General features: G+C 56.5%; 19 protein-coding genes. 16 read left to right on the top strand and 3 right to left on the bottom strand.

Annotated elements, in window-relative coordinates; translation table 11 throughout:
• Positions 1–141: 141 nt before the first annotated feature.
• Positions 142–1,281, top strand: coding sequence for a 3-phenylpropionate MFS transporter (locus LCD46_16745; protein ID UOY69705.1), 1,140 nt, complete (start codon positions 142–144; stop codon positions 1,279–1,281).
• Here LCD46_16745 and csiE read toward each other — a convergent pair whose 3' ends face one another.
• Entirely contained in the window at positions 1,282–2,559 is a 1,278-nt protein-coding gene (gene csiE / locus LCD46_16740) for a stationary phase inducible protein CsiE (GenBank protein UOY69704.1), read from the bottom strand. It lies immediately after the preceding gene.
• A gap of 125 nt (positions 2,560–2,684) precedes the next feature.
• Here csiE and LCD46_16735 point away from each other — a divergent pair, with 125 nt between their 5' ends.
• Both LCD46_16735 and LCD46_16730 read left to right on the top strand, forming a co-directional pair.
• Positions 2,685–3,323, top strand: coding sequence for a DUF1007 family protein (locus LCD46_16735; GenBank protein UOY69703.1), 639 nt, complete (start codon positions 2,685–2,687; stop codon positions 3,321–3,323).
• The gene (locus tag LCD46_16730; GenBank protein UOY69702.1) at positions 3,314–4,294 is read left to right on the top strand and encodes a nickel/cobalt transporter; all 981 of its coding nucleotides are present in this window, start codon (positions 3,314–3,316) and stop codon (positions 4,292–4,294) included. Before LCD46_16735 ends, LCD46_16730 begins: the two co-directional genes overlap by 10 nt.
• 40 nt (positions 4,295–4,334) lie before the next feature.
• On the opposite strand, the gene suhB is transcribed toward LCD46_16730, so the two are convergent.
• Positions 4,335–5,138 carry an inositol-1-monophosphatase gene (suhB, locus tag LCD46_16725; protein ID UOY69701.1) on the bottom strand — a complete coding sequence of 268 codons (804 nt, stop codon included), beginning with the start codon at positions 5,136–5,138 and terminating at the stop codon, positions 4,335–4,337.
• 131 nt (positions 5,139–5,269) lie between these two features.
• Between suhB and trmJ the strand changes: the two genes are divergently transcribed.
• From trmJ to sseB, 11 genes are all read left to right on the top strand, one after another.
• Positions 5,270–5,998: a tRNA (cytosine(32)/uridine(32)-2'-O)-methyltransferase TrmJ gene (gene trmJ, locus LCD46_16720; protein ID UOY69700.1), complete on the top strand. Its 729-nt coding sequence runs from the start codon at positions 5,270–5,272 to the stop codon at positions 5,996–5,998.
• A 215-nt stretch (positions 5,999–6,213) separates the two neighbouring features.
• Positions 6,214–6,705: a Fe-S cluster assembly transcriptional regulator IscR gene (gene iscR, locus LCD46_16715; GenBank protein UOY69699.1), complete on the top strand. Its 492-nt coding sequence runs from the start codon at positions 6,214–6,216 to the stop codon at positions 6,703–6,705.
• A 119-nt stretch (positions 6,706–6,824) separates the two neighbouring features.
• Positions 6,825–8,039, top strand: a complete 1,215-nt coding sequence (iscS, locus tag LCD46_16710) for a cysteine desulfurase (protein UOY69698.1) — start codon at positions 6,825–6,827, stop codon at positions 8,037–8,039.
• Positions 8,040–8,063: 24 nt separating this feature from the next.
• The gene (gene iscU, locus LCD46_16705; GenBank protein ID UOY69697.1) at positions 8,064–8,450 is read left to right on the top strand and encodes a Fe-S cluster assembly scaffold IscU; all 387 of its coding nucleotides are present in this window, start codon (positions 8,064–8,066) and stop codon (positions 8,448–8,450) included.
• A gap of 13 nt (positions 8,451–8,463) precedes the next feature.
• Positions 8,464–8,787: an iron-sulfur cluster assembly protein IscA gene (gene iscA, locus LCD46_16700; protein ID UOY69696.1), complete on the top strand. Its 324-nt coding sequence runs from the start codon at positions 8,464–8,466 to the stop codon at positions 8,785–8,787.
• Positions 8,788–8,867: 80 nt separating this feature from the next.
• Positions 8,868–9,383 (top strand): co-chaperone HscB, encoded by a 516-nt coding sequence (hscB, locus tag LCD46_16695; protein UOY69695.1) that lies wholly within the window; start codon positions 8,868–8,870, stop codon positions 9,381–9,383.
• Positions 9,384–9,397: 14 nt separating this feature from the next.
• Entirely contained in the window at positions 9,398–11,248 is a 1,851-nt protein-coding gene (gene hscA / locus LCD46_16690; GenBank protein UOY69694.1) for a Fe-S protein assembly chaperone HscA, read from the top strand.
• Between the two features lies 1 nt (position 11,249).
• Positions 11,250–11,585, top strand: coding sequence for an ISC system 2Fe-2S type ferredoxin (gene fdx / locus LCD46_16685; protein UOY69693.1), 336 nt, complete (start codon positions 11,250–11,252; stop codon positions 11,583–11,585).
• 1 nt (position 11,586) lies between these two features.
• Complete coding sequence (gene iscX / locus LCD46_16680; GenBank protein UOY69692.1) at positions 11,587–11,787, top strand: Fe-S cluster assembly protein IscX; 201 nt, start codon at positions 11,587–11,589, stop codon at positions 11,785–11,787.
• Between the two features lie 53 nt (positions 11,788–11,840).
• Positions 11,841–13,127 (top strand): aminopeptidase PepB, encoded by a 1,287-nt coding sequence (gene pepB, locus LCD46_16675; GenBank protein ID UOY69691.1) that lies wholly within the window; start codon positions 11,841–11,843, stop codon positions 13,125–13,127.
• Between the two features lie 5 nt (positions 13,128–13,132).
• Complete coding sequence (gene sseB / locus LCD46_16670; protein UOY69690.1) at positions 13,133–13,909, top strand: enhanced serine sensitivity protein SseB; 777 nt, start codon at positions 13,133–13,135, stop codon at positions 13,907–13,909.
• 31 nt (positions 13,910–13,940) lie between these two features.
• Here the strand turns inward: sseB and sseA are convergent, their stop codons facing one another.
• Positions 13,941–14,789, bottom strand: coding sequence for a 3-mercaptopyruvate sulfurtransferase (sseA, locus tag LCD46_16665; GenBank protein ID UOY69689.1), 849 nt, complete (start codon positions 14,787–14,789; stop codon positions 13,941–13,943).
• Between the two features lie 193 nt (positions 14,790–14,982).
• Here sseA and LCD46_16660 point away from each other — a divergent pair, with 193 nt between their 5' ends.
• Positions 14,983–19,935 carry an alpha-2-macroglobulin family protein gene (locus LCD46_16660; protein UOY69688.1) on the top strand — a complete coding sequence of 1,651 codons (4,953 nt, stop codon included), beginning with the start codon at positions 14,983–14,985 and terminating at the stop codon, positions 19,933–19,935.
• A gap of 1 nt (position 19,936) precedes the next feature.
• Positions 19,937–22,261, top strand: coding sequence for a peptidoglycan glycosyltransferase PbpC (gene pbpC, locus LCD46_16655; GenBank protein UOY69687.1), 2,325 nt, complete (start codon positions 19,937–19,939; stop codon positions 22,259–22,261).
• Positions 22,262–22,340 lie beyond the last annotated feature (79 nt).

The following is a 22,340-nucleotide window of genomic DNA, read 5'->3' as shown; positions in this document are numbered from 1 at the left end:
AACGTAATACACATTTTCATTCCCTGCCATAAACCAGATGACTGCACATTATGTTAATTTTTCGTTAATTTATAGCAGGCTATCGACTTGCTTAATTTTTATATTCTCGCCAGACTATGGCCTCGATTTCGGGAGGGATTCATGGTCTTGCATTCCACGCGCTGGCTGGCGCTCAGTTATTTCACCTATTTCTTTAGCTACGGCATTTTTCTGCCTTTCTGGAGCGTCTGGCTCAAAGGCATTGGCCTGACCCCCGAGACCATTGGTGTCCTGCTAGGAGCCGGGCTGGTGGCGCGTTTCCTCGGCAGCCTGCTGATTGCCCCGCGCGTTAGCGATCCCTCCTTACTGATCAAGGCGCTGCGCATTCTTGCTCTGTTGACGCTGGTCTTTGTCGCCTGCTTCTGGGTCAGCCACCAGTTTGCCTGGCTGATGGTAGTGATGGTCGGCTTCAACCTGTTCTTTTCACCGCTGGTACCGCTGACGGATGCCCTGGCGAACACCTGGCAAAAGCAGATCACCATGGACTATGGCCGCGTGCGGCTGTGGGGCTCAATTGCCTTTGTGATTGGTTCTGCGTTGGTGGGTAAACTGGTCAGTCTCTATGATTACCGCGCGATCCTGGCTCTGTTGAGTATCGGAATTGCCTCGATGTTGTTGGGCATGCTGCTGCGACCGTCGGTGATGCCGCAAGGGGAGAGCCGCCATCAGGAGAGCGCAGGCTGGCCTGCCTGGCGGAGCCTGGTTGCACAAAGCTGGCGTTTTCTGGCGTGCGTGTGTCTGCTCCAGGGGGCGCATGCGGCGTATTATGGTTTCAGTGCCATCTACTGGCAGGGGGCGGGATATTCTGCATCAGCCGTTGGCTATCTATGGTCGCTGGGGGTAGTGGCCGAAGTCGTTATTTTCGCCCTGAGCAAAAAGCTATTCCGTCGTTTTGGCGCGCGCGACCTGCTGCTGCTTTCCGCCCTGTGCGGTGTGCTGCGGTGGGGCATTATGGGCTGGACGACGGAACTGCCGTGGCTGATTGTGGCGCAAATTCTCCACTGCGGTACCTTCACCGTGTGCCATCTGGCGGCGATGCGCTATATCGCTGCGCGCGAGGGAGGGGACGTGATTCGTCTGCAGGCGGTTTATTCCGCAGTTGCGATGGGCGGCAGTATTGCGATCATGACGGTCTTCGCCGGTTTCCTCTACCAGCATCTGGGGCATGGCGTCTTCTGGGTAATGGCGCTGCTTGCTTTACCCGCGATAATTGTTCGTCCTAAAGTGACCGCTCGCGCCTGACTATGATTCCAGCATGGCGCGAATATGTTCTTGCTGCTGTGTGTTCAGTGCTTCAACAGCATGGATCAACGGCGGCGAGAATAACGGTAGAGCAGTAGGATAGGGGGTGATAACCAGCGCGGCTTCGCGCGGTGCCCCCTCTTTCTGGAAAGTCTGCAACGCCAGATAGCGAATATTGAGCGGCAGCAGCGTCAACTCACGAAGCTGCTCCTCAATCAGATCTTCACAGGCTTTATCTTCCCCCGTCAGCAGAATGACCTGTTTTTCGTGTAGATCGGTCTCCTGCATCAGCCAGGCGCCGAAAATCACCGCGACCAGGCTCATCTCCTCATCGGAAAACCGTAGCCCAAATTCTGCCTCCAGCTCAAACAGCGCCTCTTTGGTGGTGCGTAAAAGTCGGGGGTAGAGACGATGGATCTCCTCTGGCAGGCTGTTGTCGATGCCGATCTCAAACAGCGAGCGGTCCAGCGCCTGAGCAAGATGGATATACAGCTGATCGGTCAGACCTTGCTCATCGCTGAAATTCATTCCGGTTTGAGAACGAAAACGGGCAATCATACGTACAATGGCACGGCGTAAACGTTGATCCTGCTGGTGTTTATCAAGTGCGGGATCGGGCGTGCGGAGCATCATAAACAACAGTGCCAGAAACAGTTGTTCATCCCCGTGAGCGCCTTGTGGGACCCTTCGTTTCCAGTGACGCACGATCTCCTGCGCCGTAAAATACTCCCCTCTCGACTGGGTCCAGCTGCGCTGAACGTGGGAAAACTGCGGCGTGTTCCCCAACTGGTGCTGGATTAGGCAATATTGCAAATAGAGCTGTAAAAACTGGACATCGCGGCATTCAAACTGGCGCTGTAGCTTCCGCGAGCAGAAGTTGATCAGCGCCCGCAGGTTAGCATCGTCATAAAGCGGGCGGGCAATGCCATGCTGTTTAAGTGCGGTTTTTAATGCAGGGGTAAACTGGTGCGAAACAAACTGTGGACACAGCCGCAGAGCCCTGCGCAGCCAGTGCAGCAGGCATAAACGCTTATTCAGGGCTGTACCTTCAATCCGGTAGCTGCCGTCATGGTGCGTGACGATATCAAGCCGGTGATAGCGCTGGATTTCATCGCGCGTCTCGGCTATATCTTGCCGTGCCATAGCGTCGTCCACGCCATTAGCAGCGATTATGCTCTGTGCGGTGACGACAGCATCGGGCAGGTAAAGCATCAAAAGCACCTGGCAGCGGCGCTGCGAACTGGAAAGCACAGATGGAATTTCAAGCGTCGTCATCATCTGTCGGGTATCCAGTGTGAATGTTTGATAAGAATAGCTAAATGATGGACGCTGAAAAGCGCGCCGGCAGCCCTTTCATTCAGGATTGCTGGAGAACATCACAGAATTTTTGACGTGAGGAATTGATGCAAACAGTTAAACAATGCGCGATGGCGCTATTTTTTGCGGTTATCACCTTCACCGCCAGCGCACACCCTCACAGCTTTATCGACCTGAAAACCGAACTGGTCACCGATGGCGCTCAGCTAAGTGGACTGAAAATGCGCTGGACGATGGATGAAATCACCTCGGCTGACCTGCTGTATGATGCAGGAAATGCCAAACCCGGCGATGAGATCTGGAAAAAGCTGGCGGCGGAAGTGATGGCCAACGTGCTGGGTCAGCACTATTTCACCGAATTCTGGCACAACGGGCAAAAGGTCAAATTTCTGAACCGTCCCACGGAGTACGGTATGACGCGCGAGGGGCATCAGGCGGTGCTGACGTTTGTGCTTCCGCTGGCACATCCGCAGCCGCTGGCAGGGCAAAAATACACGTTTTCGACCTTTGACCCGACCTACTATGTCGACATGAGTTATGCCGGGGATAGCGATGTGCAGCTTCCGGCATCATTACAAAAAACCTGCAAGATTTCCGTTCATACCCCAAAGCCCAGCGAAGAAACGCTTAACTTTGCGGTTTCTCTCGATAAGGAAGATGCCCCGCCTGAAGACATGGAGTTGGGTAAACAGTTCGCGCAGGAGGTGACATTGCAATGTCAGTGATCTCTTCACAGGTTCGGAAGCCGCGCCGCTGGTTGCATCTCTGGCCGCTGGCACTCTTTTTGCTGTTAGCGGTTTGCGGCGCGCTGTGGCTATGGCAGGCCTGGCCACAGGTCATGATGAAAAGCATTATCTGGCAGCGTGAAGTCAACCAGCAGATGAGTGGACTGCTGAAGGCGGTGGCGGAGAATCCGACCAAAGCGGGCGGCTCCCTGCTGGCGTTCAGTTTTGTCTATGGCGTATTACATGCGCTGGGGCCAGGGCATGGCAAAATCGTCATCACCACCTGGCTCACCACTCATCCGTCAAAGCTGAAATCGAGCATCGGCCTGACGCTGGCCTCCTCGCTGCTTCAGGGCGGCGTGGCGATTGTGCTGGTCGTGGTGGTACTTTCGCTGTTACAGCTTCCGGCGCGCCAGCTGCATATGAGCAGCTTCTGGCTGGAGAAGGGCAGCTACGCGCTGGTGGGCGTGCTGGGGCTGATTCTTTGCTGGCGTGCGCTGAAAAAATTGCGCGTGTTACTGCGAAAGCCGAAGTTCAAAGCCTTTACTCCCCATCATATTCACGATGCTCACTGCGGCTGTGGGCATCAACACCTGCCGACACAGGCGCAGTTGCAGAGTGGGGATGACTGGCGAGCGCGTCTGATGATCGTCCTCTCTATGGGCATGCGCCCGTGCTCGGGGGCCATCATGGTGCTGCTGTTCAGTAAAGTGATTGGCGTGTTTGGCTGGGGCATGCTGTCCGCGCTGGCGATGGCAGCGGGAACCTCTTTGACCATTTCGTCGCTGGCTCTGCTGGTTCACAGTTTTCGTCAACTGGCGGTAAAACTCAGTGGCAATAATGCGCCGGTGCTATGGCGACAAGTCGGCTGGACAACGCTCGCGCTGGCAGGCGGGGTGATTTTGCTGATGGCTGCGGTGACGATGTGGGTGAGTGCGGTGCCGGTAGGAAGGGGATTGCGGCCATTTTAGTTGTTATTCCCTCTCCCACAGGGAGAGGGAATTTTCGGCGTTAACGCTTCAGCGCGTCACTCAGTTCATCACGCATGTTTGCCAGCATGGCTTTAACAACGCGTGGATTACCCGCAACGATGTTACCGGTAGACATGTAGTTATGGCCGCCGGTGAAATCACACACCAGTGCGCCTGCTTCACGCGCGATCAGCTCGCCCGCAGCAAAGTCCCACGGCTTCAGTGCCAGTTCGAAGTAACCGTCAACACGGCCGGTCGCAACATAAGCCAGATCCAGCGCAGCAGAACCGGTGCGACGGAAGTCCGCGCATTCGGTGAACAGTTTGCCCAGGATGTTCATATAGGTGGTTGCGTGCTGTTTGGCTTTGAACGGGAAGCCGGTCGCCAGAATGGTGCCGTCCAGATCGCGTGCATTGCTGCAGCGCAGACGATAGCCGTTCAGCTGTGCGCCCTGACCGCGGGTCGCGGTGAACAGTTCGTTACGCATTGGATCGTACACAACGGCGACTTCAGTACGGCCTTTAATGCGTACTGCGATAGACACAGAGAAGTGTGGCAGGCGTTTGACGAAGTTGGTGGTGCCATCCAGTGGATCGATAACCCATTGAACATCCTGATCGGTACCTTCATGTTCACCGCTTTCTTCGGTGATGATGGTGTGCTGCGGGTAAGATTTGCGGATCGTTTCGATAATAATCGCTTCTGCGGCTTTATCGACGTTAGTCACGAAATCATTGCTGCCTTTCTGGCTGGTTTCTACGGAGTCTGGCGTTTCGTAGTGTTTGGCAATTACATTACCCGCCTTGCGCGCTGCGCGCACGGCGATGGTCAGCATCGGATGCATCGGTCTCTCTCACTGGATGTTAAAGAACAGGAAAATCGGCGCAGAGTATAGCAGCGGGATCGGAATCTGTCTCCCGTTTATGATAATATGGCGGAATATTCTTCAGACGCTGAATTCAGACATTAAAAACTATGCTGCAAAACATTCGAATCGTGCTGGTTGAAACATCGCATACCGGCAATATGGGCTCGGTTGCCCGCGCTATGAAAACCATGGGCTTAACGAATCTCTGGCTGGTTAACCCGCTGGTGAAACCTGACTCGCAGGCTATTGCCCTGGCGGCCGGTGCCAGCGACGTCATCGGCAATGCCCAGATCGTCGATACCCTTGACGAAGCGCTGGCTGGCTGCAGCCTCGTTGTAGGTACCAGCGCGCGTTCGCGTACGCTGCCGTGGCCAATGCTTGATCCGCGCGAATGCGGTCTGAAAAGCGTGGCTGAAGCTGAGCAGGCGCCCGTTGCGCTGGTCTTTGGCCGCGAGCGCGTTGGCCTGACCAACGACGAACTGCAAAAATGCCATTACCATGTCGCGATTGCCGCGAACCCGGAGTACAGCTCCCTGAACCTGGCGATGGCGGTACAGGTTATCGCCTACGAAGTACGTATGGCCTGGCTGGCAACGCAGGAAAATGAGCGTACTGAGACTCAGGAAGAGGCCGCCTATCCGCTGGTGGACGATCTGGAGCGCTTCTACGGTCATCTGGAGCAGACGCTGCTCTCAACCGGCTTTATCCGCGAGGGCCATCCAGGCCAGGTGATGAACAAGCTGCGCCGTCTGTTCACCCGCGCGCGTCCGGAAAGCCAGGAGCTGAACATCCTGCGCGGAATTCTGGCGTCGATTGAGCAAAAGAATAAAGCGTAGTGTCGGTTTCCCCCTCTCCCCGTGAGAGAGGGCTGGGGTGCTGGCATCAGACCGCACCCCACAAAAAACGGCACAGAAGGTTAAATACCTGACTAAAACAGTCAAGTAAATAGTTGACCATTTTAGTCAGGAATGTCAGACTTGGCCCTGCTATGCAATACCCCATTTTACTATAAAAAACCCCGGGCAGGGGCGAGTTTGAGGTTAAGTAAGACATGAGACTGACATCTAAAGGGCGTTATGCCGTGACCGCGATGCTGGACGTTGCGCTCAACTCCGAAGCGGGCCCGGTTCCGTTGGCTGATATTTCTGAACGACAAGGGATCTCCCTCTCTTATCTGGAACAGCTGTTCTCCAGACTGCGTAAAAATGGACTGGTTTCCAGCGTTCGTGGCCCAGGCGGCGGCTATCTGCTGGGTAAAGACGCGGGCAGTATTGCAGTTGGTGAAGTGATTAGCGCAGTTGACGAATCCGTTGACGCGACCCGTTGCCAGGGTAAAGGCGGCTGCCAGGGCGGCGATAAGTGCCTGACCCACGCGCTGTGGCGCGATCTGAGCGATCGTCTGACCGGCTTCCTGAACAACATCACCCTCGGTGAGCTGGTGAATAACCAGGAAGTTCTGGATGTCTCTGGTCGTCAGCACAGCCATGATTCACAACGCAGCACCCGCGCGCAGGACGCTATCGACGTTAAGTTACGCGCGTAATAAAAAGATAAGTATTTCAGAATCAGGCCGGGGCGAGGACTCGCCCCGTGTACTCGGTCGTACATCCAGCCGGTTGCCTGATTCCTTGCATTGAAGCGATGTACGGAGTTTAAAGAGCAATGAAATTACCGATTTATCTCGATTACTCCGCAACCACGCCGGTGGACCCGCGTGTTGCCGAGAAAATGATGCAGTGTCTGACCCTGGACGGAAACTTTGGTAACCCAGCTTCCCGTTCACACCGTTTTGGCTGGCATGCTGAAGAGGCGGTGGATATCGCCCGTAATCAGATTGCTGACCTGGTGGGTGCCGACCCGCGTGAGATTGTTTTCACCTCCGGTGCGACCGAATCCGACAACCTGGCGATCAAAGGTGCAGCCAACTTTTATCAGAAAAAAGGCAAGCACATCATCACCAGCAAAACCGAACACAAAGCCGTGCTGGATACCTGCCGCCAGCTGGAGCGTGAAGGGTACGAAGTCACTTACCTGGCGCCACAGAGCAACGGTATCATCGACCTGAAAGAGCTCGAAGCGGCCATGCGTGATGACACCATTCTGGTCTCCATCATGCACGTGAACAACGAAATCGGCGTAGTGCAGGATATCGCGACCATCGGCGAAATGTGCCGTGCGCGCGGTATCATCTACCACGTTGATGCGACCCAGAGCGTGGGCAAACTGCCTATCGACCTGAGCCAGCTGAAAGTTGACCTGATGTCCTTCTCCGGCCACAAAATCTACGGCCCGAAAGGTATCGGCGCACTGTACGTTCGTCGTAAACCACGTATCCGCATCGAAGCACAGATGCACGGTGGCGGTCACGAACGCGGTATGCGTTCTGGTACGCTGCCTGTTCACCAGATCGTGGGCATGGGCGAAGCGTACCGCATTGCAAAAGAAGAGATGGAAACCGAGATGGCACGCCTGCGCACGCTGCGTAACCGTCTGTGGGACGGCGTGAAAGATATGGAAGAAGTATATCTGAACGGCGATCTCGAGCAGGGCGCACCTAACATTCTCAACGTCAGCTTCAACTACGTTGAAGGTGAATCGCTGATCATGGCGCTGAAAGACCTGGCGGTTTCTTCCGGTTCTGCCTGTACTTCTGCAAGCCTGGAGCCATCCTACGTGCTGCGCGCGCTGGGGATGACTGACGAGCTGGCACACAGCTCTATCCGTTTCTCTTTAGGTCGTTTCACTACCGAAGAAGAGATTGACTACACCATCAAGCTGGTTCGCAACTCCATCGGCCGTCTGCGCGACCTTTCTCCACTGTGGGAAATGTTCAAGCAGGGCGTGGATCTGAACAGCATTGAATGGTCACATCACTAATCGGTACATAAGGAGAATTCAATCATGGCATACAGCGAAAAAGTTATTGATCATTACGAGAACCCGCGCAACGTTGGCTCTTTTGACAACAGCGACGAAAGCGTTGGTAGCGGTATGGTTGGCGCGCCAGCATGTGGCGACGTGATGAAGTTGCAGATTAAAGTCAACAATGAAGGTATCATTGAAGACGCGCGCTTCAAGACCTACGGCTGCGGTTCTGCTATTGCCTCCAGCTCCCTGGTCACTGAATGGGTGAAGGGTAAGTCTCTGGACGAAGCACAGGCAATTAAGAACACGGATATTGCTGAAGAACTCGAACTGCCACCAGTGAAAATTCACTGTTCTATCCTGGCAGAAGACGCGATCAAAGCCGCCATTGCGGATTACAAAAGCAAACGTGAAGCAAAATAATTGAGGTTTGAGTATGTCGATTACCCTTAGCGACAGCGCTGCCGCGCGAGTAAGCTCTTTTCTGGCGAACCGTGGTAAAGGCTTTGGCCTGCGACTGGGCGTACGTACCTCCGGCTGTTCTGGTATGGCTTACGTACTGGAGTTTGTTGATGAACCGGCGTCCGATGACACCGTGTTTGAAGACAAGGGCGTGAAGGTGGTGGTCGATGGCAAAAGCCTGCAATTCCTCAACGGCACTCAGCTGGACTTTGTAAAAGAAGGCCTGAACGAAGGGTTCAAATTCACGAACCCGAACGTCAAAGACGAGTGTGGTTGCGGCGAAAGCTTCCACGTTTAACCGCGCGTCATCCGAAACCCCACCGTGGCGTTACTCGCTACGCGTGGGGTTTGTTCTAACAGGCTACCCCTGAGATTGTTATGGATTACTTCACTCTCTTCGGACTACCCGCTCAATATCCGATTGATCTCCAGGCGTTGACGATCCGTTTTCAGGATTTGCAGCGGCAGTACCATCCGGACAAATTTGCCAGTGGTACTCAGTCAGAGCAATTAGCTGCGGTATCGCAATCCGCGACCATCAACCAGGCCTGGCAGACGCTGCGCCATCCGCTAACGCGTGCAGAGTATCTGCTCTCGCTCCACGGTTTCGATCTGGCGAGCGAACAGCATACCGTGCGCGACACGGCGTTTTTGATGGAACAGCTGGAGCTGCGTGAAGAGCTGGATGAGATTGAACAGGCCAAAGACGAAGCGCGTCTGGAAAGCTTCATTAAGCGCGTGAAGGGCATGTTCGATACCCGCCATCAGCAGATGGTGGAGCAACTGAACAACGAGACCTGGGACGTGGCGGCAGATACTGTGCGCAAACTCCGTTTTCTAGATAAACTGCGAAGCAGTGCTGAACAACTCGAAGAAAAGCTGCTCGATTTTTAATTTCGGAAGCAATTATGGCCTTATTACAAATTAGTGAGCCTGGCTTAAGTGCCGCACCGCACCAGCGTCGTCTGGCGGTGGGTATTGATCTGGGCACCACCAATTCTCTCGTGGCGACCGTGCGTAGCGGCCAGGCGGAAACGCTGGCTGACGAGCAGGGCCGCCATCTGCTGCCTTCCGTGGTCCACTACCTGCAGCAGGGTCACGTGGTTGGCTATGACGCCCGCGCCAATGCCGCGCGCGATCCGGCCAATACTATCAGCTCTGTAAAGCGCATGATGGGCCGCTCGCTGGCCGATATTCAGACCCGTTACCTGCATCTGCCGTATCAGCTCCAGGCCAGTGAAAACGGCCTGCCGATGATCGCGACCGCGGCCGGTCTGCTGAACCCGATCCGTGTTTCTGCTGATATCCTGAAAGCGCTGGCGGCGCGCGCGACGGCGACGCTCGGCGGCGATTTAGACGGCGTGGTGATCACCGTACCGGCCTACTTTGACGATGCTCAGCGTCAGGGCACCAAAGACGCCGCGCGTCTGGCGGGCCTGCATGTGCTGCGCCTGCTGAACGAACCGACGGCAGCGGCAATTGCCTACGGCCTCGACTCCGGTCAGGAAGGGGTGATTGCGGTTTACGATCTCGGTGGCGGTACCTTTGATATCTCGATCCTGCGCTTAAGCCGTGGCGTGTTCGAAGTGCTGGCAACCGGCGGGGATTCCGCACTGGGCGGCGATGACTTCGACCATCTGCTGGCCGATTTTATTCGCGAGCAGGCAGGCATCAGCGATCGCAGCGATGCTCGCGTACAGCGTGAACTGCTGGATGCGGCCATCGAGGCAAAAATTGCGCTGAGTGATGCACAGTCAGTCACCGTGAATGTAGCAGGCTGGCAGGGTGACATCTCCCGCGACCAGTTCAGCGATCTGATTGCTCTGCTGGTGAAACGTACCCTGCTGGCCTGTCGCCGCGCACTGAAAGATGCCGGTGTTGAGGCTGAAGAAGTGCTGGAAGTGGTCATGGTGGGTGGTTCAACCCGTGTGCCGCTGGTGCGCGAGCGCGTGGGCGAGTTCTTTGGCCGCACGCCGCTGACCTCCATCGACCCGGACAAAGTGGTTGCCGTGGGCGCCGCTATCCAGGCCGATATTCTGGTTGGCAACAAGCCGGACAGCGAAATGCTGCTGCTGGACGTCATCCCTCTGTCGCTGGGTTTAGAAACCATGGGCGGCCTGGTGGAGAAAGTGATCCCGCGTAACACCACCATTCCGGTGGCGCGCGCGCAGGAGTTCACCACCTTTAAAGACGGTCAGACCGCGATGTCCATCCACGTGATGCAGGGCGAACGCGAACTGGTGCAGGACTGCCGTTCTCTGGCACGCTTTGCGCTGCGTGGTATCCCGGCGCTGCCTGCGGGCGGGGCGCATATTCGCGTCACCTTCCAGGTGGATGCGGACGGCCTGCTGAGCGTCACTGCGATGGAAAAATCCACCGGTGTTGAATCATCTATTCAGGTGAAACCATCCTATGGTCTGACCGATGGCGAAATCGCCTCCATGATTCAGGATTCAATGAGTTACGCTGAGCAGGATGTGAAGGCGCGTATGCTGGCTGAACAAAAAGTTGAAGCCGCACGCGTGCTGGAAAGCCTGAACGGCGCGCTCGCTGCCGATGCCGCGCTGTTAAGCGCCGCTGAGCGCCAGGTCATTGACGACGCTGCCGCACACTTAAGTGCCGTAGCGCAAGGCGATGACGCTGATGCAATAGAAGAAGCCATTAACAACGTTGATAAACAAACACAGGACTTTGCTGCTCGCCGCATGGACAAATCTGTCCGCGTCGCGCTGAAAGGCCAGTCCGTGGACGAGGTTTAATATGCCAAAGATTGTTATTTTGCCTCATGCGGACCTCTGTCCGGATGGTGCTGTTCTGGAAGCGAAGACCGGTGAAACCATTCTCGATGTTGCCCTGCGTAACGGTATCGAAGTGGAACACGCCTGTGAAAAATCCTGTGCCTGCACTACCTGCCACTGCGTCGTGCGTGAAGGTTTTGACTCTCTCGCCGAGAGCACCGAAGACGAAGACGACATGCTGGATAAAGCATGGGGTCTGGAGCCAGACAGCCGCTTAAGCTGCCAGGCGCTGGTGACCGATGAAGATCTGGTCGTGGAATTCCCACGCTACACCATCAACCACGCACGCGAGCATTAATATGGGACTGAAGTGGACAGACAGCCGTGAAATCGGCGAAGCGCTCTACGACGCGAACCCGGATCTCGATCCGAAAACCGTACGATTCACCGACATGCACCAGTGGATCTGCGATTTAGAGGATTTTGACGACGATCCAAACGCATCCAATGAAAAAATTCTGGAGGCGATTCTGTTAGTCTGGTTAGATGAAGCAGAATAAATCACCTTACGGGCTGCCTTCAGGCGGCCCGTTTGCTAATAAGGATAAATAAAATGACCGAAGCGATGAAGATTACGCTCTCCACACAGCCTGCAGACGCACGCTGGGGAGAAAAAGCCACGTACAGCATCAACAACGACGGTATTACCCTGCACCTGACGGGCAAAGATGATTTGGGCCTGATCCAGCGCGCGGCGCGCAAAGTGGATGGTCTGGGCATTAAGCATGTCACCCTCGACGGCGAAGGCTGGGACACCGACCGCAGCTGGGCGTTCTGGGCGGGCTACAAAGGGCCGAAAGGCACCCGCAAAATTGAGTGGGCGAACCTTGATGCCGCGGGGCAGAAAGAGCTGGAAAGCCGTCTGACCATTATCGACTGGGTGCGCGACACCATCAATGCCCCGGCAGAAGAGCTGGGCCCGGAACAGCTGGCACAACGTGCTGTTGACCTGCTGTGTGGTGTGGCGGGCGACAAAATGTCTTACCGCATCACCAAAGGTGAAGATCTGCGCGAGCAGAACTACATGGGCATCCATACTGTAGGACGTGGTTCTGAGCGTCCTCCAGTGCTGCTGGCTCTGGATTACAACCCAACCGGCGATAAAGAAGCACCAGTCTTTGCTTGCCTGGTCGGGAAAGGCATCACTTTCGATAGCGGTGGCTACAGCCTGAAGCAGAGCGCGTTCATGGATTCCATGAAGTCCGATATGGGCGGCGCGGCCACCATTACCGGCGCGCTGGCGTTTGCTATCACCCGTGGTCTGAACAAGCGTGTGAAGCTCTACCTGTGCTGTGCTGACAACATGGTGAGCGGCAATGCCTTCAAGCTGGGCGATATTATTCGCTACCGCAACGGCAAAAACGTTGAAGTGATGAACACCGACGCCGAAGGCCGTCTGGTGCTGGCCGATGGCCTGATCGACGCCTCTGCCCAAAAACCAGAACTGATCATCGACATGGCGACCCTGACCGGCGCAGCGAAAACCGCGCTGGGTAACGACTACCATGCGCTGTTCAGCTTCGACGACAAACTGGCCGCGCGCCTGCTGGCAAGTGCTGCCGCTGAGAACGAGCCGTTCTGGCGTCTGCCGCTGGCCGAGTTCCACCGTAACCAGTTGCCGTCCAACTTTGCTGAACTGAACAACACCGCAAGCGCGGCGTACCCGGCGGGTGCGAGCACCGCAGCCGGTTTCCTGTCTCACTTTGTTGAGAACTACCAGGAAGGTTGGCTGCACATCGACTGCTCTGCAACGTACCGTAAAGCGGCGGTTGAGCAGTGGTCTGCGGGCGCAACGGGTCTGGGTGTGCGTACCGTGGCGAACCTGCTTACGGCTGAGTAATTGTTATGTCCGAAACCAAAAACGAATTAGAAACCCTGCTGGAGCAGGCGGCAACCGAGCCTGCCCATCGTCCGGCATTTTTCCGCACGCTGCTGGAATCCACCGTCTGGGTGCCGGGTACCGCCGCGGAAGGTGAGCAGGTCGTAGAAGACAGCGCGCTGGATCTGCTGCACTGGGAGAAAGACGACGGCACTTCGGTGATCCCGTTCTTCACCTCACTGGAAGCGTTGCAGCAAGCCGTTGAAGACGAACAGGCGTTCGTGGTGATGCCGGTACGTACCCTGTTTGAAATGACGCTCGGCCAGACGCTGTTCCTCAACGCGAAGCTGCCGACCGGAAAAGAGTTCACCCCGCGTGAAATCAGCCATCTGATTGGCGAAGAGGGTAACCCGCTCAGCACGCAAGAGGTACTGGAAGGGGGCGAAACGCTGCTGTTGTCTGAAGTGGCGGAACCGCCTGCGCAGATGATCGATTCGCTGACCACGTTGTTCAAAACCCTGAAACCGGTAAGACGCGCGTTCCTCTGTTCAATTAAAGAGCATGCAGACGAACAGCCGGTGTTGCTGATCGGTATTGAAGCTGATGGTGATATCGACGAGATCATTCAGGCGGCGGGCAGCGTGGCCACCGATACGCTGCCGGGTGATGAGCCGATTGATATTTGCCAGGTGAAGAACGGAGAGAAGGGCATCAGCCACTTTATTACTGAGCATATCACCCCGTTCTATGAGCGTCGCTGGGGCGGTTTCCTGCGCGATCTCAAAACCACGCGGATCATATAAACTTTTCGGGGTGAATATTCACCCCGTGAGTTTATCTGGTGGGTTCAACCGGCAGATCGTCTCGGGCTCCCCATTCGCTCCAGGCGCCGTCATAGAGCGTCACGTCGTTTACACCGAGCGTGGCGAGCGCCAGGATCACCACGCAAGCCGTTACGCCGGAGCCGCAGCTGGCAATAATCGGACGGTGTAAATCCACACCCTGACTCTCAAAAATAGCGCGAAGTTCGTCTGTGGTTTTCAGTTCGCCTTCAAATACCAGATCGCCCCACGGTACATTCAGTGCGCCCGGGATGTGACCGCGCTTCAGCCCTGGACGCGGCTCATCCGCTTCGGCATTGAAACGCGGAGCTGGGCGGGCATCGACGATTTGTGCCGTTTTTTCATGGCTAACCACCAGTACATCGGTCAGGCGTTTCACCACGTGTGGGGCAAACGTCGCATCGAAATCGCCTTCCGCCTGCGTGACTTCACCCTGTTGCAGCGGCAGTTCATCGCGCTTCCAGCCAGCCAGACCACCTGCCAGAATCGAGACCTTTTCGACGCCGAAGTTTTTCAGCATCCACCACGCGCGCGGCGCGGAGAAGAGGTTGCCCTCATCGTAGACAACCAGATGCTTGTCCTGGTTGATGCCCAGCTCGCGCATCGCCACAGAAAAGGCTTCCGCACGTGGCAGCATGTGTGGCAGGGGAGTGGTGTGATCGGAGAGGGCTTCAATATCAAAATATACCGCACCAGGCAGGTGGCCTGCGCGGTATTCCGCGACCATATCGCGGAGATGTTCCTGCCCGGCAGGGGCCATTCGCGCATCGATAATCTGGACTTCCGGGTCATCGCTGTGCTCAATGAGCCAGTCGGCGGCGACAAAATATGAGGTAGTCATGGGGTGCCTCCATTCTTTTCCGTAAAAAAGAATTGTCGGTGTTTTTTCTGACGTCGACAAGCAAACTGCGTTCAAGTCGCGAGCCACCCCTTAATTTTACGGATTCTCAAATTGGACTTTTTGAATTAGTGAAACTTGCGGATAATACTTATCCGGACGACGACCAACAGGCTCCATGGGCCAGGGACAAAGGATGAAACCGTTTCGCTTAGCCGCGCTCTCTCTTGCGCTGCTTACCACGTTTACGCTTGTCGGCTGTGATAACAGCGACGATAAATCTCAGGCTGCGGCTCCCGCAGCATCCACAGCCACAACACCAAAAGCGGCGGAAAAGCCCGATGCTGAAAAACTGGCCAAACTTGCGGCACAGAGTCAGGGTAAAGCGCTAACTCTGCTGGATGCTTCTGAAGTGCAGCTCGATGGCGCATCAACACTGGTGCTGACCTTCTCTGTCCCGCTGAATCCCGATCAGGATTTCGCGAAAACAGTGCATGTTGTGGATAAGAAAAGTGGCAAGGTTGACGGGGCGTGGGAACTTGCGCCGAACCTGAAAGAGCTGCGTCTGCGCCATCTGGAGCCCAATCGCAATCTGGTCGTTACCGTTGAACGTGGCCTGCAGGCGCTGAACAAAGCGACATTCGGAATTGATTATGAAAAAGCGCTGACCACCCGGGATGTTGAACCGACGGTCGGTTTCGCCAGCCGGGGCTCACTGCTGCCGGGCAAGGTGGTGGAAGGTCTGCCGGTGATGGCGCTCAACGTCAACAATGTGGACGTTAATTTCTACCGCGTGAAGCCGGAATCGTTGGCCTCGTTTGTCAGTCAGTGGGAATACCGTAATTCGCTGACAAACTGGGAATCTGACAATCTGCTGAAGATGGCGGATCTGGTATACACCGGGCGTTTTGACCTCAACCCGGCGCGCAATACGCGCGAAAAATTACTGTTGCCGCTGAAAGATATTAAGCCGCTTCAGCAGTCTGGGGTTTATATCGCGGTGATGAACCAGGCGGGGCACTATAACTACAGTAACGCCGCGACTCTCTTTACCTTAAGCGACATTGGGCTGTCCGCTCACCGTTATCATAATCGTCTGGATATCTTCACCCAGAGCCTGGAAAACGGTGCGGCGCAGTCCGGTGTGACCGTCACCCTGTTGAACGATAAAGGGCAGACGCTTGCCGAAGCGAACAGCGATGGCGATGGTCATGCAAAGCTTGAGACCGACAAAGAGGCCGCGCTGATCCTTGCCAGTAAAGACGGGCAAACGACGCTGCTTGACCTTAAGTTACCGGCCCTCGATCTGGCGGAGTTTGATATTGCAGGGGCGCCGGGTTACAGCAAGCAGTTCTTTATGTTTGGCCCGCGCGATCTCTACCGCCCTGGCGAAACGGTGATCCTTAACGGTTTGTTACGTGACAGTGATGGTAAACCACTTCCCGATCAGCCCGTGAAACTTGACGTGCTGCGTCCGGACGGGCAGGTAGCACGCACAATCGTCGTCCAGCCAGAGAATGGCCTCTATCGCTTTAACTATCAGCTGGACAGCGGGGCGCAGACCGGCATGTGGCATGTCCGTGCCAACACGGGGGATAACCTGCAGCGTCTGTGGGATTTCCACGTTGAAGATTTTATGCCAGAGCGTATGGCGCTCAATCTGACCGGACAAAAAACACCGGTTTCACCGCAGGATAACGTCGACTTTAACGTGGTCGGCTATTACCTGTACGGTGCGCCAGCCAACGGTAATTCCCTGCAGGGCCAGCTTTTCCTGCGTCCGCTGCGTGAGGCAGTGGCTGCGCTGCCGGGCTTCCAGTTTGGTGATATTGCCGAGGAGAACCTGAGCCGCAGCCTGGATGAAGTTCAGCTGACTCTCGATGATAAGGGGCGTGGGCAGGTTTCCACCGAAAGCCAGTGGAAAGAGGTGCACTCTCCTCTGCAATTGATTCTGCAGGCCAGCCTGCTGGAGTCGGGCGGTCGTCCGGTAACGCGCCGTGCTGAGCAGGCCATCTGGCCGGCGGCTGATCTGCCGGGGATCCGTCCTCAGTTCGCCAGCAAAGCCGTTTATGACTACCGTACCGATACGACAGTTAACCAGCCAATTGTCGATGAAAATGGCAACGCCAGCTTTGACATTGTCTATGCCGATGCCAGCGGGGCGAAAAAGGCCGTTTCCGGATTACAGGTTCGCCTGATCCGCGAGCGCCGGGACTATTACTGGAACTGGTCAGAAAGCGAAGGCTGGCAGTCGCAGTTTGATCAAAAAGATCTGATCGAAGGTGAGCAAGAACTGAGTCTTAAGGCCGATGAAACCGGCAAAGTTACCTTCCCGGTAGAGTGGGGCTCATACCGTCTTGAAGTTAAAGCACCGGATGAGATGGTTAGCAGCGTGCGCTTCTGGGCGGGCTACAGCTGGCAGGATAACAGCGACGGCACGGGCGCTGCGCGTCCTGATCGCGTGACGTTGAAGCTGGATAAGCCGTCTTATCAGCCAGGGGATACGATTCAACTGCATATTGCTGCGCCGGCCGCAGGCAAAGGCTATGCGATGATCGAATCCAGCGAAGGTCCGCTGTGGTGGAAAGAGATCGACGTACCGGCAAACGGGCTGGATCTCTCTATTCCGGTGGATAAGGCCTGGAAACGCCACGATCTCTATCTCAGCACACTGGTGGTACGCCCCGGGGACAAATCCAAATCCGCTACGCCAAAACGTGCGGTGGGTCTGCTGCACCTGCCGATGGGCGACGAAAATCGCCGTCTGAACATTGCCCTGGACAACCCGCAGAAGATGCGTCCGAACCAGACGCTCTCTGTGAAGGTGAAAGCCAGCGTGAAAGAGGGTGCGGCTCCGCAGAAAGTGAACGTGTTGCTTTCGGCGGTGGACAGCGGGGTGCTGAACATTACCGATTACGTCACGCCGGATCCGTGGCAAGCCTTCTTCGGTCAGAAGCGTTATGGCGCAGATATCTATGATATCTACGGCCAGGTCATTGAAGGTCAGGGCCGTATGGCCGCGCTGCGTTTTGGTGGTGACGGAGATGAACTCAAGCGTGGCGGCAAACCGCCGGTGAACCACGTCACCATTATCGCCCAGCAGGCTCAGCCGGTTACGCTTGATGCCAACGGGGAAGGTACCGTTACGCTGCCGATTGGCGATTTCAACGGTGAGCTGCGCCTGATGGCGCAGGCCTGGACGGAAGATGATTTCGGCAGCAGCGAAAGCAAAGTCATTGTCGCCGCGCCGGTCATTACCGAGCTGAATACCCCACGCTTCCTGGCAAGTGGAGACACCTCGCGGCTGACGCTGGATCTCACCAACCTGACTGACAAGCCGCAGACGCTGAACATCGCCCTGACCGCGACCGGTAAACTGTCGCTTGAAGGCGCACAGCCGCAGCCGGTTCAGTTATCTCCTGGCGCACGCAGTACGCTGTTTATTCCCGTACGTGCACTGGACGGTTATGGCGACGGTGAAGTGACCGCGCAGGTTACCGGCCTGCAGCTTCCGGGCGAGACTTTCGCACCGCAGCAGAAGAGCTGGAAAATCGGCGTGCGTCCGGCGTTCCCGGCCCAGACGGTGAATACGGGGGCTATGCTGAACCCTGGTGAGTCCTGGACGGCACCTGCGCAGCACATCAATGGTTTCTCTCCTGCGACCCTGCAGGGGCAACTGTTACTGAGCGGCAAACCGCCGCTCAATCTGGCGCGTTATATTCGCGAGCTGCAGGCTTATCCGTATGGCTGTCTGGAACAAACTGCCAGCGGTCTGTTCCCGTCGCTCTACACCAATGCGGCGCAACTCACCGCGCTTGGCATCAAAGGTGATACGGACGACAAACGCCGTGCGGCCATTGATATCGGTATCTCCCGTCTGCTGCAGATGCAGCGTGAGGACGGCGGTTTCGCTCTTTGGGATAAAAATGGCCCGGAAGAGTACTGGCTGACCGCCTACGTTACTGACTTCCTGGTGCGCGCGGGCGAGCAGGGTTACAGCGTACCTGTCGATGCGGTGAATAACGCCAATAGCCGCCTGCTGCGTTATCTGCAGGATCCGGGCATGATGTCCATTCGCTATAGCGACGATACTCAGGCCAGCAAGTTCGCCGTACAGGCTTACGCTGCACTGGTGCTGGCGCGTCAGCAAAAAGCGCCACTGGGTGCGCTGCGTGAGATCTGGGAGCGCCACGGGCAAGCGGCTTCCGGGCTACCGCTGATGCAACTGGGTATGGCACTTAAACTGATGGGTGATGCTCCGCGCAGCCAGCAGGCGCTGGATCTGGCACTCAAAACACCGCGTAACGACAGTAAAACCTGGATGGCCGATTATGGTAGCGTCCTGCGTGATAACGCACTGATGCTCTCCCTCCTGGAGGAGTACAAGCTGCTGCCGGATGCGCAAAATACGCTGTTGAACGCCTTGTCTGAACAAGCCTTCAGCCAGCGCTGGTTGTCCACTCAGGAGAGTAATGCTCTTTTCCTGGCCGGACGTTCGCTGCAAACCTTGTCAGGGGCATGGCAGGCGAAAACATCGTTGTCTGATACCGCTTCAGGTGGGGATAAATCGCTGATCCAAAATGTGAATGGCGATCAGCTTGGCGCACTGCAGGTGACCAATACCGGTACGACACCGCTGTGGGTGCGCCTGGACAGTACGGGTTATCCGGAATACGCGCCTCAGCCAGCCTCTAACGTATTGCAGGTTGAACGCCATATTCTGGCAACAGACGGCAGCACGAAGTCTCTTTCTGAGCTGAGGAGCGGGGAGCTGGTGCTGGTGTGGCTCGAAGTCAAGGCCAGTCAGAACGTGCCTGACGCGCTGGTTGTCGATCTGCTCCCGGCTGGGCTGGAACTGGAAAACCAGAACCTGGCGAGCAGTAGCGCCAGCCTGCAGGATAGCGGTAGCGAAGTGCAGAACTTGCTCAGTCAGATGCAGCAGGCCGATATTCAGCATATGGAGTTCCGTGACGATCGCTTCGTGGCGGCAGTTCCTGTCAATGAAGGACAGCCGGTGACGCTGGTCTACCTGGCCCGTGCGGTCACGCCGGGAACCTACCAGGTGCCGGTTCCGATGGTTGAATCCATGTATGTTCCGCAGTGGCGGGCAACGGGTGCGGCCAGTGGCCCGCTGATTGTTGTTCCGTAATATGCTGATGGCACCTTTGATACGCTCCCGCTGGCTTTGGCTGGCGGGAGCGCTTCTCGTTTTATGGGGGCTGATCTTCGTTGCTGACCGCCTGTGGCCGTTGCCTCTGAAAGAGGTCAACCCTGCGCGGGTTGTGGTGGATGAAAAGGGGACGCCGCTCTGGCGTTTTGCCGACAGCGACGGGATCTGGCGCTACCCTGTGACGATTGAAGAGGTCTCTCCCCGTTATCTTGAGGCCCTGATCCAGTATGAAGATCGCTGGTTCTGGGATCATCCTGGCGTGAACCCTTTCTCTGTTCTTCGTGCGGCCTGGCAGGATCTCTCTTCCGGAAAGGTTGTCTCTGGCGGCAGCACGCTCACCATGCAGGTGGCGCGCCTGCTGGATCCACATCCGCGTACCTTTGGCGGCAAAATTCGTCAACTCTGGCGGGCGATGCAGCTGGAATGGCATCTTTCCAAACGCGAGATCCTCACGCTCTATCTCAACCGCGCCCCGTTTGGCGGCACGTTGCAGGGGGTGGGAGCCGCAAGCTGGACCTATCTCGGCAAACCGCCGTCGCAGCTCAGCTATTCCGATGCGGCGCTGCTGGCGGTGCTCCCTCAGGCTCCGAGTCGTTTACGCCCGGACCGCTGGCCTGAACGGGCCGAAGCGGCGCGCAATAAAGTGCTCGACAGGATGGCGACGCAAGGTGTCTGGTCTGCAAAACAGGTCAAAGAATCCCGTGAAGAAGCGGTATGGCTGGCACCACGACAGATGCCGCAGCTGGCGCCACTCTTTGCACGGATGATGCTCAGTAAAAGTCGCGACACGAAAATTGTCACCACTCTCGATGGCGGGCTGCAACGGCAGCTCGAAGAGCTGGCGATGAACTGGAAATCCCGCCTGCCTGCACGCAGCTCGCTGGCGATGATCGTGGTCGATCATACCGATATGAAAGTGCGCGGCTGGGTGGGATCGGTGGATATCAACGATGACAGTCGTTTCAGCCATGTGGATATGGTCAATGCGATCCGATCCCCGGGATCGGTATTGAAGCCCTTTATCTACGGTATGGCGCTGGACGATGGCCTGATCCATCCCGCGTCGTTGCTTCAGGACGTTCCAAGAAAAACCGGTGATTATCGCCCGGGGAATTTTGACAGTGGGTTCCACGGACCGGTCAGCATGAGTGAAGCGCTGGTGCGCTCCCTCAACCTGCCTGCGGTACAGGTGCTTGAAGCGTATGGGCCAAAACGGTTTGCCGGGATGCTGAGCAACGCAGGCTTGCCGCTTATACTGCCTGCGGGCGCTCAGCCAAACCTTTCGCTGATACTGGGAGGTGCCGGCGCACGACTGGCGGACATTACGGCAGCCTACAGCGCCTTTGCCCGACACGGTAAAGCGGGGCGATTGCGTTTACAGCCAGGCGATCCGCTGATTGAACGTCCGTTATTGTCACCAGGCTCGGCGTGGATTATCCGCCGTATTCTGGCCAACGAGGCCCAGCCGCTGCCGGATAATGCGCTACCGCAAATCGCGCCGCTGGCGTGGAAAACAGGTACCAGCTACGGCTACCGTGATGCCTGGGCCATTGGTCTGAATGCCCGTTACGTGATAGGTATCTGGACCGGACGGCCGGACGGCACGCCCGTGGCGGGGCAGTTTGGTTTTGCCAGTGCCGTGCCGCTGTTAAATCAGGTGAATAACTTGCTTCAGTCCCGCTCAACGGTAGACGAAGCCCGTCTGCCGCGCGATCCGCGTCCGGCAAGTGTCGGGCGGGGTGTGATCTGCTGGCCTGGTGGTCAGTCGTTGCCGGAGGGCAGTGAAAACTGCCGACGTCGTCTTGCGACGTGGTTACTTGACGGGAGTGACCCCCCCACGCTGCTTTTACCGGAACAGGAAGGTATACGCGGCATTCGTTTCCCGGTTTGGCTGGATAAAACCGGCAAACGCGTTGCGGCAGACTGCCCTGATGCTACTGAGAAAGTGCTGGATGTCTGGCCGTTGCCGCTTGAGCCATGGCTGCCTGCCACAGAGCGTCGTGCGGTCCGGGTTCCTCCCTCTTCAGCAACGTGTCCGCCGTTGTCGCAGGATGCACCTGCTCCGCTTATGTTGACCGGCGTGCGTGAGGGGGCCGTTATCAAACGTCTGCCGGGGGAATCCCGCGTTTCGCTGCCGCTTCAGGTGACCGGCAATAGCGGCGAGCGCTGGTGGTTTTTGAACGGCGAACCGCTGAGTGTGAAAGGAAGAGTTTACACATTACAGCTTGATAAATCGGGTGATTATCAGTTACTCGTTATGGATGAGAGTGGGCAGGTCGCGGCGGTGAATTTTACGCTGCAGTAATCCGAAAACAGCTTTCAGATGTGAGCTGTTGCTAAAACTCGTCTTATTTTAAAAAAATGTTACCTGAATCCATAGGCAA

The sequence above is a fragment of the Enterobacter ludwigii genome, assembly GCA_023023105.1.
GTDB classification, from domain to species: Bacteria; Pseudomonadota; Gammaproteobacteria; order Enterobacterales; family Enterobacteriaceae; genus Enterobacter; species Enterobacter adelaidei.
Note: the sequence above shows the minus strand (reverse complement) of the source record. Positions and strands in the feature narration are given on the sequence as shown.